Origin of the sequence: Stenotrophomonas sp. CASM114 (assembly GCF_049384325.1) — a bacterium.
Classification (GTDB): domain Bacteria; phylum Pseudomonadota; class Gammaproteobacteria; order Xanthomonadales; family Xanthomonadaceae; genus Stenotrophomonas; species Stenotrophomonas muris.
The window spans coordinates 116,343-128,793 of the sequence record NZ_JBMRGJ010000007.1 but is presented as its reverse complement, the minus strand read 5'-3'; the positions used below and the strand labels follow the sequence as shown (position 1 = coordinate 128,793).

Below are 12,451 nucleotides of genomic sequence, written 5' to 3'. Positions count from 1 at the left end.
CTACCGTTGCCCGAGGAAGCGACGCAGCATGCAGACATCCACCCAGCTTGCGCGGCCGATCGACCGCTATTTCGCCAGCTACTCCGACGACCACCGCAATGTGATCAACCAGCGCATCCACGTGGTGGCGGTCCCGGCGATCCTGTGGTCGGTGGTGGCCCTGCTGTGGTGCCTGCCGCCGCTGATCACCTGGTTCCAGTACGGCATCTGGTCGGCGTTGGCGATGTTCAGCGCGTGGTGCTTCTACAACAAGTTGTCGCGCCCGCTGGGCATCGGCATGCTCATCCAGTTCTTCGTGTTCGGCTGCCTGTGCCGGCTGCTGGAGGCCGAGATCGGCCTGCAGGCCCTGCGCTGGCTGGCGGTGGGCGTGTTCGTGGTGGCCTGGATCGCGCAGTTCATCGGCCACAAATTCGAGGGCCGCAAGCCCAGCTTCCTGACCGACCTGACCTACCTGCTGATCGGCCCGGCCTGGGTGATGGCCAAGTTCTACCGCAAGCTGGACTGGCGCTACTGACCTGGCGGCGGCCGACAGCGGCCGTCGTTTCCTGAACGGGCGGATTCCGTCACCCGTAGTCCACGGGAGCCCTGCCAGCCTGCGCCGGTGATCCGCTCCCCATTGCCCGCCCGTCGACGGCAGCCCCTGTGCGACAGGGCCTGCGGTCTCCCTGCGTGGGCGTAGGGTGTCCCCCGAGGGCAGCCAGGGAAGGGATGCAGGAATGTGATGTTGCATCGCAGAAAAAATGAATCAGCGAACGTTACATGCAATTGATCGCTGTTCGATGGGTTTCGGCGACATTTCGCAGCCTGTTATCCTCCCTGACCTGCTCGTGAATCATGGATTCCCTGCATGCTCCCCAGCCTGCCCCTGCTGCTGGCCCTGCCGTTCCTGATGGCAGCGGCTGTTGCGGCCTTCCCCCGTAGTTCGCGCTCGACTGCTGCCTGGCTGGCGGCGCTGGCGCCGTTGGGCGGGCTGGCCATCCTCGGCTGGCTGACCCCGTCGGTGCTCGATGGCCAGGTGGTCCGCACCCTGGTGCCCTGGCTGCCGCAGATCGGGCTGGACTTCACCCTGCGACTGGACGGGCTGGCCTGGATGTTCGCCGGGCTGGTGCTCGGCATCGGCGCGCTGGTGGTGCTGTATGCGCGCTACTACCTGAGCCAGCAGGACAACGCGCACCGCTTCTACTGCTACCTGCTGCTGTTCATGGGCGCCATGCTGGGCATGGTGCTGTCGGGCAACCTGCTGTTGCTGATGATCTTCTGGGAAATGACCAGCATCAGTTCGTTCCTGCTGATCGGCTTCTGGTCGCACCGCCAGGACGCCCGCGAAGGCGCACGCATGGCGCTGGTGATTACCGGTGGCGGTGGCCTGGCCCTGCTCGGTGGCGTGCTGCTGATCGGCCGCATCGTCGGCAGCTTCGACCTGGACGTGGTGCTGGCTGCTGGCGAGCAGATCCGCGCCAGCGCGCTGTACCCCTACGCCCTGTTCCTGGTACTGGCCGGCATCTTCACCAAGAGCGCGCAGTTCCCGTTCCACTTCTGGCTGCCGCACGCGATGGCGGCGCCGACCCCGGTCTCGGCCTACCTGCACTCGGCCACCATGGTAAAGGCCGGCGTGTTCCTGCTGGCGCGCCTGCATCCGGCACTGGCCGGCAGCGACCTGTTCTTCTACACGGTCAGCGGCATCGGCGCACTGACCCTGCTGATCGGCGCCTGGAATGCGATCTTCCAGCATGACCTGAAGGGCCTGCTGGCGTACTCGACCATTTCCCACCTGGGCCTGATCACCCTGCTGTTCGGCCTGTCCACGCCGATGGCGGTGGTGGCCGGCGTGTTCCACATCCTCAACCACGCCACCTTCAAGGCCTCGCTGTTCATGGCCGCCGGCATCATCGACCACGAGACCGGTACCCGAGACATGCGCAAGCTGGGAGGCCTGCGCAGGCTGATGCCGTTTACCAGCGCGCTGGCGATCATCGCCTCGCTGGCGATGGCTGGCATCCCCCTGCTCAATGGCTTCCTGTCCAAGGAAATGCTGTTCGCCGAAGCGATCACGGCCGGCGGCCCGGGAATCATGCGCACGGCGGTGTCGATCGCAGCGTTGCTGGCGGGCGTATTCGGGGTGGCGTACAGCCTGCGCTTCGTGCACGACACCTTCTTCGGCCCCGGCCCGCACGACCTGGACCGCGTGCCCCACGAACCGCCGCGCTGGATGAAGGTGCCGGTGGAACTGCTGGTGGTGATCTGCGTGGCGGTGGGCGTGGCACCGGCACTGACCGTAGCGCCGGTGCTGCACGCCGCTGCGGCCTCGATCCTCGGCGACGCCATGCCCGAGTACAGCCTGGCGGTATGGCACGGCTTCAACCTGCCGCTGGCGATGAGCGCGATCGGCGTGATCGGCGGCGTGGCGCTGTACTTCGGCCTGCGCAAGCTGATCAACCTGCACGCCGTGACCAACGTCAGCACTGGCCGCAATGTGTTCCATGCGCAGCTGGACGCGATCTCCGCACTGGCCATGCGCCTGACCAACGGCATCGCCAACGGCAGCCTTCAGCGCATGCTGCTGGGCCTGGTGCTGGTGGCGATCGTGGCCGCCGCCGCGCCGTTCGTGGCCAACCCCGCCTCGCCGAACTGGACCAGGCCACAGCCGATCCCGCTGCTCGGCTGGGCGCTGTGGCTGGTGATGATGGCCTGCGCGGTGGCTACCCTGCGTATCTACAAGCAGCGCCTGCTGGCGGTGCTGCTGGTCGGCGGCGTCGGCCTGATGGTGGCGCTGACCTTCGTGTTCCTGTCCGCGCCGGACCTGGCCCTGACCCAGCTGCTGGTGGAGATGGTGACCCTGGTGCTGATGCTGCTGGGCATGAACTACCTGCCTGCGCAGTCCGGGCCGGAGCGGCCGCGCTGGCGCAAGCGCCGTGACGCGGTGATCGCGATCATCGCCGGTGCCGGACTTGGCGCCTTGGCCTATTCCGCGATGACCCTGCCGCCGAACACCATGGCCGGCGAGCTGCTCGCCCGTGCCCTGCCCGAGGCCTATGGCCAGAACGTGGTCAACGTGATCCTGGTCGACTTCCGCGGCTTCGATACCTTCGGCGAGATCACCGTGTTCGGCATCGCCGCGCTGGTGGTGCATGCCCTGCTGCGGCGCACGCGGATGGCGCCGGAGCAGATCATGCCCGGCCCGCCGATCAAGCTGCCGGTGCCGGCCGACCTGGCCCAGATCATGTTCCCGCTGACCTTGACCGTGTCGATCTTCCTGTTCCTGCGCGGCCACAACGCGCCGGGTGGCGGCTTCATCGCCGGCCTGGTGCTGGCGGTGCCGCTGCTGATCCAGTACGTGATCCAGGGCACCGCGTCGGTGGAGTCGCGCTTCGGCTTCGACTACATCCGCTGCATCGGCATGGGCCTGCTGATCGCCCTGCTCAGCGGCAGCGCGTCGATGCTGTTCGGCGTGCCGTTCCTGACCAGCGGCCACCTCGACCTGCACCTGCCGCTGATCGGCGACGTGCCGCTGGCCAGTGCGATTGGTTTTGACATCGGCGTCTATCTGGTGGTGTTCGGCGGTGCCATGCTGATGCTGTCGATGATGGGCACGATCAAGCCATCGCGTACCCGTACCGCCCGCAAGGGTGAGATCGACCTGCAACGCCGCTCGGCACGCACCGGGGAGATGCACTGATGGAACTGGCCCTGGCTACCGCGATCGGCGTGCTGACCGCCATCGGCATCTACCTGCTGCTGCGTGCGCGCAGCTTCGATGTGATCCTCGGCATGACCTTCCTGTCCTATGCGACCAACCTGCTGATCTTCGCCGGTGGCCGCGTGGTGCTGGGCAAGGCGCCGGTACTGCAGGAAGGCGTGGACAGCCACCTGGGCAACTACACCGACCCGCTGCCGCAGGCGCTGGTGTTGACCGCGATCGTGATCGCCTTCGCGATGACCGCGGTGAGCATCGTGCTGGCCATGCGCAGCCGCAGCGACAACCACAGCGACCATGTGGACGCCCACGAGCCGGATGACGACCTGCAGGATGAGCGCGTGCCGCCACGCCAGGGCGAGGACCGCGCATGAACCACCTGGTGATCCTGCCGATCCTGATTCCGCTGCTGGGTGCGGCACTGTCGCTGTTCGTCGAACACCGCCGCTATGGCCCCAGGGTGCAGCGCGCGGTGGCCTGGACCGCGCTGTCGGCGCTGGCGCTGGCGGTGGGCCTGCTGTTCGCGTCGACCGCGGGCGGTGATATCAACGTCTACCTGCTGGGCGACTGGCCGTCGCGGCTGGGCATCGCGCTGGTGGCCGACCGGCTTTCGGCGTGGATGCTGCTGACCACCCTGCTGCTGGCCATTCCCTGCCTGCTGCACGCCTGCTCGGGCTGGGACCGCCGCGCACCGCACTTCCATGCGCTGTTCCAGTTCCAGCTGGTCGGCCTCAACGGTGCGTTCCTGACCGGCGACATCTTCAACCTGTTCGTGTTCTTCGAGGTGATGCTGATCGCCTCCTACGGCCTGCTGCTCAGTGGTGGCCGTGGCCTGCGCATGCGCATCGGCCTGCACTACGTGGTGTTCAACGTCACCGCCTCGACCCTGTTCCTGATCGCGCTGGGCCTGCTGTACGCCACGCTGGGTTCGCTGAACATGGCCGAGCTGTCGCAGCGCATCGCCGAAGTACCGCCGGCGCAGCTGACCCTGGTGAAGGCGACGATGGGCCTGTTGCTGCTGGTGTTCTGCGCCAAGGCCGCCCTGATGCCGCTGTACCTGTGGCTGCCGGAAGCCTATTCGCGCGCACCGGCGGCGGTGGCTGCGCTGTTCGCGATCATGACCAAGGTCGGCCTGTACTCGGTGCTGCGCATCCAGATGCTGTGGTTCGGCGACGATGCCGGCGCGATGGCCGGCTACGGCCGTGACTGGCTGCTGTGGGCCGGTGTGGCGACGCTGGTGCTGGGCGGCCTGGGCGCCCTCGCCGCGACCCGCCTGCGCGTGCTGATCTCCTACCTGGTGATCGTGTCGGCAGCCACGCTGTTCATCGCCTTCTCGGTCGGCACACCGCAGGTGCTGTCGGCCGGCCTGTACTACCTGCCGCACAGCAGCTTCGTCGCCGCCGCGCTGTTCCTGATCGCCGACCTGATCCGCCGTCGTCGCGGCGGTGCCAGCGACCGCAAGGAAGTGGTCGCGCCGATGCCGGGCAAGGAGACACCCGCCGTGCTGTTCCTGATCGGCGCGGTGTCGGTGGCCGGCCTGCCGCCGCTGTCCGGTTTCCTGGCCAAGGCCGCACTGCTGGCCGGCATGCCGGCGCAGTACACCGCTCCGGTCTGGACCGCGGTGCTGGTCAGCAGCCTGCTGGTGATCATGGGCCTGACCCGCGGCGGCATCCGCCTGTTCTGGCGCGTGCCGCCTGTCGATCCGGAGGCACCGAAGCCGCGCAAGGCTCCTCTGCGCCGGGTGGAGCTGTACGCCGCGTGCATCCTGCTGGCCTACGGTATCGCCATGACCCTGGCCGCTGCACCGTTGATGCGCTACACCGACGCCACCGCCGCACAGCTGCTGCAACCCAGCGAGTACGTGCAGCAGCTGCGCGCGACCGCACCGGAGATCCGCCAGCCATGACCGCCCAGCGCTCCCTGTTCCGTCGCCTGATTCCCTCGCCAATGCTCAGCATCATGGTGGTGGCGTTCTGGCTGCTGATGTCCGACAGCTTCACCCTCGGCCAGATCGTGCTGGGGCTGGTGCTGGGCGTGGTGGTGCCGCTGTTCGCCGCACGCCTGGACCGCGAGTTCGCGCGCATCGGCACGTTGCGGCCGCTGCCCAAGCTGGTGTGCGTGACCCTGTGGGACATCCTGATGTCCAACATCCGCGTGGCCCTGCAGGTGCTGGGCCCGGAGAAGAAGATCCACCCCGGTTTCATCTGGCTGCCGCTGGACATCGCCAACATCCACGGCATCGCGGCGCTGACCAGCATGATCACGCTGACCCCGGGCACGGTCTCGGCCGCGCTCAGCGACGACCGCAAGTTCCTGCTGGTGCACGTGCTGCACCTGGAGGACCCACAGGACCTGATCGATACGATCAAGCGCCGCTACGAGGCACCGTTGATGGAGATCTTCCCATGACTGGATTCCAGATCATCCAGACCACGCTGGTGGTGTGCATGCACGTGGTCGGCCTGGCCATGCTGCTGGCCACCTGGCGCCTGCTGCGCGGACCGACCGTGCCCGACCGCATCCTCGCACTGGACACGTTGTCGGTGACCGCCATTGCCGAGCTGATGCTGTTCGGCATGTACCTCAACTCCGCGATCTACTTCGAAGCCGCACTGGTCATCGCCATGCTCGGCTTCGGCAGCACCGTGGTGCTGAGCAAGTTCGTGCTGCGCCGGGACATCGTCGAATGATCACCGCGATACAGATCGGCCTGTCGATCCTGCTGCTGTTCGGCTGCTTCTTCATCCTGGTCGGCGCACTGGGGCTGGTGAAGCTGTCCACGTTCTTCAAGCGCCTGCACGCGCCGACCAAGGCCAGCACGCTGGGCGTGGGCTGCGTGCTGGTGTGCTCGGTCTGCTACCACATCTTCCTGGGCCAGGACCCGCAGCCGCGCGAGCTGCTGATCACCGTATTCCTGTTCATCACCGCGCCGATCAGCGCCCACATGATGGCCAAGGCGGCGCTGTCGCTGCTGATGGAAACCCGTCCCAGCCTGCCGGGCAACGAGCCGGCTGCCGAGGAACAGCTTCCGCCGCCGGAACCGGCGCGGGAAGAGGAAGCCACGCAGAACCGGTAGTGCCGGCCGCTGGCCGGCAGTGGCAAGGGTTCCGTCAGAGGCAATGAGGTTGCCGGCCAGCGGCCGGCACTACCTCATGCCGCGCCGACCAGCAGCAGCTCCAGCACGAACCAGCCGGCGAACGCGACCAGCAGGATTCCGCCTTCACTGCGGCTGATCTTCAGGTCGCCACGCAGCATCGGGTACAGCACCAGGGCGAACGCCAGCAGTGCCGGCAGTTCCAGGCGCACGAACGAGGCCGGCAACGCCAACGGCTGCAACACCGCCATCGCCCCGATCACCAGCAGCAGGTTGACCACGCTGGAGCCCAGCACGTGGCCAAGCACCATGTCGCCGTGGCCGCGACGCGCGGCAGCAATTGCGGTTGCCACCTCCGGCAGTGCGGTGCCGATCGCCACCGGCAGCAGGCCGACCAGCAGCGGTGTCCAGCCCAGCGCGGCACCGAAGTCAGCGGCGGCGCCCACGACCAGGCGCGCGCCCCAGTACAGCGTCAGCGCTGCGATCAGCACCCGCAGCACGTTCAACGGCAGGCTGGTGCGGCTCAGGGCGGACTCGGCGATGGCCGCCTGCACCTCGGCACGCTCAACGCGGCCGCGGCGCAGCAGCAGCACCTGCATGACGATGAAGCCTGCCACCAGCACGCCGCCTTCCCAGCGCGCCAGGCGACCATCCAGCCCGAACAGGACCAGCAGCACGCCGGCCACCAGCAGCGACCACCACAGCACCGTCTGCAGGCGCGCGCGCAGCAACAGGGGCGCGGCGATGGCTGCCACCGCCAGGGTGAAGCCCAGGTTGACGATGCTGCTGCCCACGGCATTGCCCAGTGCCAGCTCCGGTTGGCCGACCGCCAGCGCGCGCGCATTGACCGCCAGTTCCGGCAACGAGGTGGTCACCCCGAGCAGCAGCAGCCCGGCAGTGAACGGGCTGGCCCCGAAGCGCTGGGCCAGGCCGGACACGGCCTTGACGATGGAATCCCCGCCCAGCGCCAGCAACAGCAGGCCGAGCAGGAACCAGGCAATGGCAATGGCGATCATCGAGCACTCCCCAGCAGTGGTGGCGCGATTCTACGCTTGGCCCGAGCGCATGGCTGGGCGGTGGATCAAGGATCAGCCACAGCCTTCGGCGTAATCGACCTGCGGGGTCTGGCCGACGCGCCAGGCGCTGACCCGACCATCGGCGCCGAGCGCGAAGTCGATGACCGCCCCGCCTTCCTGCGCCGGCCGCACGCGCAGGTGCTGCGCTTTCTCGTCGTACTTGTCAGGACCGACGTCCGCGCGCTCTGGGTACAGCACCTGCAGCTCGCCCAGGGTCATGCCGACCTTGCCGCCGCCCGGAGCGACGATCGCCGCACTGCGCACGTCATAGCGCACCAGCTTGCGTGCCTCGATCATCAGGCGAGGGTCTTCGGCGCCCTGCGGACGCAGGAAGTAGCAGCCGTCGTTGCTGTCGTCGGCCGGCAGGGGCTTGCCATTGGCGTCGGTGCCCAGTCCCTGCAGCGGCGTGCCGAAGCCGCTGCGGACCTCGGCGATGCCGGCGCCCAGCGTGACGCCGCCGAAGCCGTCCAGGCGCGCTGGACTGTCCTTGCGGAGGTCGTTGGCCGGGCGGGCGGCCAGGTCGGGATCCGCCGACTGCGCGGGCCCGGTCGCCGAGGCGGTTTCGGCCGGAGTGTCGCTGCCACTGCCGGCCGCCCCCTGCTTGTCGGGGCCAGCACTGCAGGCGGTGAGCGAAAGGAGCAACAGACCAGCAAGCGGAAGGTGCTTCATCGGTGCGGTTCCCTGGCACGAAGATGGCTGCACGCTAGCCCATCCCGTGTGCAGGCGCTGCATTGTCATCGCGGTTTCATCGCCTTCGTTCAGGCTCGGCGTGCACCGACTTGGCTGTCCCTTCCATGCAACCGCGCAAGACCGAACTCGCCCGAACCGCGCTGCAGGCCCATCGCGCGCCGCTGGACATGCGCCAGCGCCGGCTGCTGATCCTGTGCGACGGCCAGCGCAGCATCGCCGATCTGACCGGCCTGCTCGGCCAGGACGCGCCCGCCATGGTCATCCAGCTGGTGCAGGCCGGCTACCTGAGCACCGGTACCGGCGCCACAGCCGCACCGCCACCACCCGCAGACGCGGCAGCACCGGCACCCACCACGCCGGCGGCGGCACCGGCTGCACCCGCAACCGGCAGCGAGCGCCGCCGCTCGCTGGTGGCCGCGCGCATCTATGTACTGGGCATCCTGGAAATGCAGCGCCACCCGCAGGCGGCGGCGCTGTTCCGCGACCTGCAGCAGGCGCGCGCCGAAAGTGAAGTACTGCAGGTGCTGCACTCGGCGATGCAGATGCTGCCCGGGCTGACCTCGGAGGGTTATTGCCAGCGTGTGCGGCAACGCCTGCTGGAAGCGCTGCCGCTGGAGCATTGCGACGCGTTCACCGAGGCCGCCTGAAGAAAAAGGGGACGGAGGGGATTAAGTCGTTTCAGGCACACGTGTGCTGATTGCGGCTTAATCCCCTCCGTCCCCTTTTCCGGGTCAGCGGTAGTTGTTGCGCAGGCCGTTCCAGCACTGCTGGTAATCGCCCTGGCGATGGCCGGCGGCCAGCGCCTGCGCGGTCGGGCGGATCACCGCGCGGGTCTCGAACATGAAGGCCATCGTGTCCTTGATCACATCGGCCTTGGACAGATCGGCATTGGAGGCCTTGTCGAAGGTCGGCGCATCCGGGCCATGACCGCTCATGCAGTTGTGCAGCGATGCGCCACCCGGCACGAAGCCTTCGGCCTTGGCGTCGTAGGCGCCATGCACCAGGCCCATGAACTCGCTGGCGATGTTGCGGTGGAACCACGGCGGGCGGAACGTGTTCTGCGCCACCAGCCATCGCGGCGGGAAGATCGCGAAGTCCATGTTGCTGGTGCCGGGTGTGTCGCTGGGCGAATGCAGCACCAGGAAGATCGACGGGTCCGGATGGTCGTAGCTGATCGAACCGATGGTGTTGAAGCGACGCAGGTCGTAGCGGTACGGCGCGTAATTGCCGTGCCAGGCCACCACGTCCAGCGGCGAATGGTCGATCGGCGCGCGCCACAGGCGGCCCTCGAACTTGGCGATCAGTTCGAAATCGCCATCGACATCCTCGAACGCCGCGTGCGGGGTCTCGAAGTCACGCGGGTTGGCCAGGCCGTTGGAACCGATCGGGCCAAGGTCGGGCAGCTTCAGCAGCGCGCCGTAGTTCTCGCAGATGTAGCCGCGGCTCGGGCCATCGGGCAGTTCCACGCGGAACCGCACGCCGCGCGGGATCACCGCGATCTGCTGCGGCTCGATCTCGATCACGCCCAGCTCGGTCAGCAGGCGCAGTGCGCCCAGCTGCGGCACGATCAGCAGTTCACCGTCGGCGTCGTAGAAGTAGCGGCCGACCATGTCGCGGTTGGCAGCGTAAAGGTGGATGCCCACGCCGGCATGCGCGTCGGGCGAGCCGTTGCCACCCATCGTGTACAGGCCTTCGACAAAGTCGGTCGGCAGCTCCGGCAGCGGCAGCGGGCTCCAGCGCAGCTGGTTCGGTGAAGCCGGCTGTGCGCCGAAATCACACTGCAGCTGCGACTGCGCGAACGGAGTGAACTCGCCATGGGTCACCGCCGGGCGGATCCGGTACAGCCAGCTGCGGCGATTGCTGCCGCGCGGCGCGGTGAAGGCGGTGCCGGTCAGCTGTTCGGCGTACAGGCCGTGGGCCACCTTCTGCGGTGAGTTCTGCCCGACCGGCAGCGCGCCGGCGACGGCCTCGGTGGCGAATTCGTTGCCGAAGCCGGACTGGTAGCCGCGGGCGGTGATGGCGGGGGACATGGGAACTCCAGAGATTGCCGGCCAGCGGCCGGCACTACCATTCGGACAGGCAATGCCGGCGGGACGCCGACATTGCCTGCGGACCTTACAGCACGCCGCGGCGGATCTGGTCGCGCTCGATGCTTTCAAACAGCGCGGTGAAGTTGCCTTCGCCGAAGCCTTCGTTGCCCTTGCGCTGGATGATCTCGAAGAAGATCGGGCCAATGCAGTTCTGGGTGAAGATCTGCAGCAGCTTGCGCTGGTGGGTTTCCGGATCGGCGTCGATCAGGATCTTGTTCCTGGCCAGGCGCGCCACGTCTTCACCGTGGTTCGGCACGCGCTGGTCGATCACGTCGAAATAGGTTTCCGGCGTGTCGAGGAAATCCACGCCCTGCGCGCGCATCGCTTCGACGGTCTCGTAGATGTTCTCGGTGAAGCAGGCGATGTGCTGGATGCCCTCGCCCTTGTACGCGTCCAGGTACTCGTTGATCTGGCTCTTCGGGTCGGACGATTCGTTCAGCGGGATGCGCACGATGCCATCCGGCGCGGTCATCGCCTTGGACACCAGGCCGGTCTTCAGGCCCTTGATGTCGAAGTAGCGGATCTCGCGGAAGTTGAACAGGCGCTCGTAGTAGTCCGACCACTGCTGCATGTTGCCGAAGTACAGGTTGTGGGTCAGGTGGTCGATGAAGGTCAGGCCGAAGCCGAACGGGTGCAGGTCGGCCCCTGCGATCGGCTCGTAGTCGCCGTCGTAGATGCTGCCGGCGCTGCCATAGCGGTCGACCAGGTACAGCATGCAGTCGCCGATGCCCTTGATGACCGGCGCGCTGACCGCCTTGCTGTCCGGCTTGAAGGCGATGGCTTCGGCGCCGTTGCCCAGCGCGGTCTGGTAGACCTCCTGGCCCGGCTTCTTGAAGCGGATGGCGAAGCCACAGGCGCAGGGGCCATGCTTTTCGGCGAAGTCGGCGGCGAACGAATCGGGGTCTTCGTTGACCAGGAAGTTGACGTCGCCCTGGCGATAGACGGTAATCGGACGCTGCTTGTGCTTGAGCACCGCGCTGAAGCCCATCTTCCGGAAGTACTCGTGCAGCTCCTGGCCACGGCCGGCCGGGGCGGCGAATTCGACGAACTCGAAGCCGTCGATGCCCATCGGGTTCTCGAAGGTGGTGACCTGCATGCCGGGGTTGGGATGCGAGGCGGTCGGGACTGCGGTATTCATGGCGTGGCTCCGAATCGGTACCGCATCGGTACAAACCAGGTGCGGGCAGGTAGGGACCCGGCGAGAATGCAGGGTCTGGACCCACCCCTTATAGTTACACTTGAAACCACCAGCAAGGTGCACCGCAACATGAGCCCCGCCGATCCCGTTTCGACCCGCCTGCGTGCCTCGCACGTCCTGCTCGACCTGGAACAGTTCCTGCCGTACCGGCTGAGCGTGCTGTCCAACCGGGTCAGCGGCAACATCGCCAAGCTGTACGGCGATCGTTACGGTCTGGCGATCCCCGAGTGGCGGGTCATCACCATCCTGGCGCTGTACCCGGGCTCCTCGGCCAGCGAGGTCTCCGACCGCACGGCGATGGACAAGGTGGCGGTCAGCCGCGCCGTGGCCCGCCTGCTGGAGCGCGGCTTCATCAAGCGCGAGACCCACGGCGACGATCGCCGCCGCTCGGTGCTGGCGCTGTCGGCCGCCGGTTTCGAGGTGTACGAGACCATCGCGCCGATGGTGATCGAGATCACCCGCAAGCTGATGTCGGTGCTGAGCGAGGAGGAAGAGCAGGTGCTGGAGAAGCTGATCCTGCGCCTGGCCGGCGAAGGCCTGGAGCGGATGGGCGAAGGCGTCTGAAAGAAAAGGGGACGGAGGGGATTAAGCCGCATCAGGCACACCTGT

13 protein-coding genes are annotated in these 12,451 nt (G+C 67.4%); 9 read left to right on the top strand and 4 right to left on the bottom strand.

What is annotated here, in order from left to right; translation table 11 throughout:
* Window positions 1–28: 28 nt before the first annotated feature.
* From VG566_RS10020 to VG566_RS09990, 7 genes are all read left to right on the top strand, one after another.
* Entirely contained in the window at window positions 29–514 is a 486-nt protein-coding gene (locus VG566_RS10020) for a DUF962 domain-containing protein (RefSeq protein ID WP_014648674.1), read from the top strand.
* A gap of 333 nt (window positions 515–847) precedes the next feature.
* Complete coding sequence (locus VG566_RS10015; RefSeq protein ID WP_049440037.1) at window positions 848–3,676, top strand: monovalent cation/H+ antiporter subunit A; 2,829 nt, start codon at window positions 848–850, stop codon at window positions 3,674–3,676.
* The gene (locus VG566_RS10010) at window positions 3,676–4,068 is read left to right on the top strand and encodes a Na+/H+ antiporter subunit C (protein ID WP_005419863.1); all 393 of its coding nucleotides are present in this window, start codon (window positions 3,676–3,678) and stop codon (window positions 4,066–4,068) included. The genes VG566_RS10015 and VG566_RS10010 overlap by 1 nt, the downstream gene beginning before the upstream one ends.
* Window positions 4,065–5,600 (top strand): monovalent cation/H+ antiporter subunit D, encoded by a 1,536-nt coding sequence (locus tag VG566_RS10005; RefSeq protein ID WP_049404530.1) that lies wholly within the window; start codon window positions 4,065–4,067, stop codon window positions 5,598–5,600. Before VG566_RS10010 ends, VG566_RS10005 begins: the two co-directional genes overlap by 4 nt.
* Window positions 5,597–6,103, top strand: coding sequence for a Na+/H+ antiporter subunit E (locus tag VG566_RS10000; protein ID WP_032957141.1), 507 nt, complete (start codon window positions 5,597–5,599; stop codon window positions 6,101–6,103). The genes VG566_RS10005 and VG566_RS10000 overlap by 4 nt, the downstream gene beginning before the upstream one ends.
* The gene (locus VG566_RS09995) at window positions 6,100–6,384 is read left to right on the top strand and encodes a K+/H+ antiporter subunit F (RefSeq protein ID WP_006399171.1); all 285 of its coding nucleotides are present in this window, start codon (window positions 6,100–6,102) and stop codon (window positions 6,382–6,384) included. The genes VG566_RS10000 and VG566_RS09995 overlap by 4 nt, the downstream gene beginning before the upstream one ends.
* Window positions 6,381–6,770: a Na+/H+ antiporter subunit G gene (locus VG566_RS09990; protein WP_014648679.1), complete on the top strand. Its 390-nt coding sequence runs from the start codon at window positions 6,381–6,383 to the stop codon at window positions 6,768–6,770. Before VG566_RS09995 ends, VG566_RS09990 begins: the two co-directional genes overlap by 4 nt.
* Window positions 6,771–6,844: 74 nt before the next feature.
* Here VG566_RS09990 and VG566_RS09985 read toward each other — a convergent pair whose 3' ends face one another.
* Window positions 6,845–7,804 (bottom strand): sodium:calcium antiporter, encoded by a 960-nt coding sequence (locus tag VG566_RS09985; RefSeq protein ID WP_014648680.1) that lies wholly within the window; start codon window positions 7,802–7,804, stop codon window positions 6,845–6,847.
* A gap of 72 nt (window positions 7,805–7,876) precedes the next feature.
* The gene (locus tag VG566_RS09980; RefSeq protein ID WP_046432891.1) at window positions 7,877–8,533 is read right to left on the bottom strand and encodes a hypothetical protein; all 657 of its coding nucleotides are present in this window, start codon (window positions 8,531–8,533) and stop codon (window positions 7,877–7,879) included.
* A gap of 125 nt (window positions 8,534–8,658) precedes the next feature.
* On the opposite strand from VG566_RS09980, the gene VG566_RS09975 reads away from it, so the two are divergent.
* Entirely contained in the window at window positions 8,659–9,201 is a 543-nt protein-coding gene (locus VG566_RS09975) for a hypothetical protein (RefSeq protein ID WP_046432894.1), read from the top strand.
* 84 nt (window positions 9,202–9,285) lie between these two features.
* On the opposite strand, the gene hmgA is transcribed toward VG566_RS09975, so the two are convergent.
* On the bottom strand, window positions 9,286–10,584 hold the full coding sequence (hmgA, locus tag VG566_RS09970; protein ID WP_032957134.1) for a homogentisate 1,2-dioxygenase: 1,299 nt from the start codon (window positions 10,582–10,584) through the stop codon (window positions 9,286–9,288).
* 85 nt (window positions 10,585–10,669) lie between these two features.
* Window positions 10,670–11,782 carry a 4-hydroxyphenylpyruvate dioxygenase gene (gene hppD, locus VG566_RS09965; protein WP_014648684.1) on the bottom strand — a complete coding sequence of 371 codons (1,113 nt, stop codon included), beginning with the start codon at window positions 11,780–11,782 and terminating at the stop codon, window positions 10,670–10,672.
* 129 nt (window positions 11,783–11,911) lie between these two features.
* Here hppD and VG566_RS09960 point away from each other — a divergent pair, with 129 nt between their 5' ends.
* On the top strand, window positions 11,912–12,406 hold the full coding sequence (locus VG566_RS09960) for a MarR family winged helix-turn-helix transcriptional regulator (RefSeq protein ID WP_014648685.1): 495 nt from the start codon (window positions 11,912–11,914) through the stop codon (window positions 12,404–12,406).
* Window positions 12,407–12,451 lie beyond the last annotated feature (45 nt).

Bases quoted from the DNA above. Each gene is read 5' to 3' on its own strand.
- VG566_RS09975 (WP_046432894.1), top strand. From the start codon at position 8,659: ATGCAACCGCGCAAGACCGAACTCGCCCGAACCGCGCTGCAGGCCCAT.
- VG566_RS10010 (WP_005419863.1), top strand. From the start codon at position 3,676: ATGGAACTGGCCCTGGCTACCGCGATCGGCGTGCTGACCGCCATCGGC.
- hmgA (WP_032957134.1), bottom strand. From the start codon at position 10,584: ATGTCCCCCGCCATCACCGCCCGCGGCTACCAGTCCGGCTTCGGCAAC.
- VG566_RS09985 (WP_014648680.1), bottom strand. From the start codon at position 7,804: ATGATCGCCATTGCCATTGCCTGGTTCCTGCTCGGCCTGCTGTTGCTG.
- VG566_RS10020 (WP_014648674.1), top strand. From the start codon at position 29: ATGCAGACATCCACCCAGCTTGCGCGGCCGATCGACCGCTATTTCGCC.
- hppD (WP_014648684.1), bottom strand. From the start codon at position 11,782: ATGAATACCGCAGTCCCGACCGCCTCGCATCCCAACCCCGGCATGCAG.
- VG566_RS10005 (WP_049404530.1), top strand. From the start codon at position 4,065: ATGAACCACCTGGTGATCCTGCCGATCCTGATTCCGCTGCTGGGTGCG.
- VG566_RS09995 (WP_006399171.1), top strand. From the start codon at position 6,100: ATGACTGGATTCCAGATCATCCAGACCACGCTGGTGGTGTGCATGCAC.
- VG566_RS09980 (WP_046432891.1), bottom strand. From the start codon at position 8,533: ATGAAGCACCTTCCGCTTGCTGGTCTGTTGCTCCTTTCGCTCACCGCC.
- VG566_RS10000 (WP_032957141.1), top strand. From the start codon at position 5,597: ATGACCGCCCAGCGCTCCCTGTTCCGTCGCCTGATTCCCTCGCCAATG.
- VG566_RS09990 (WP_014648679.1), top strand. From the start codon at position 6,381: ATGATCACCGCGATACAGATCGGCCTGTCGATCCTGCTGCTGTTCGGC.
- VG566_RS09960 (WP_014648685.1), top strand. From the start codon at position 11,912: ATGAGCCCCGCCGATCCCGTTTCGACCCGCCTGCGTGCCTCGCACGTC.
- VG566_RS10015 (WP_049440037.1), top strand. From the start codon at position 848: ATGCTCCCCAGCCTGCCCCTGCTGCTGGCCCTGCCGTTCCTGATGGCA.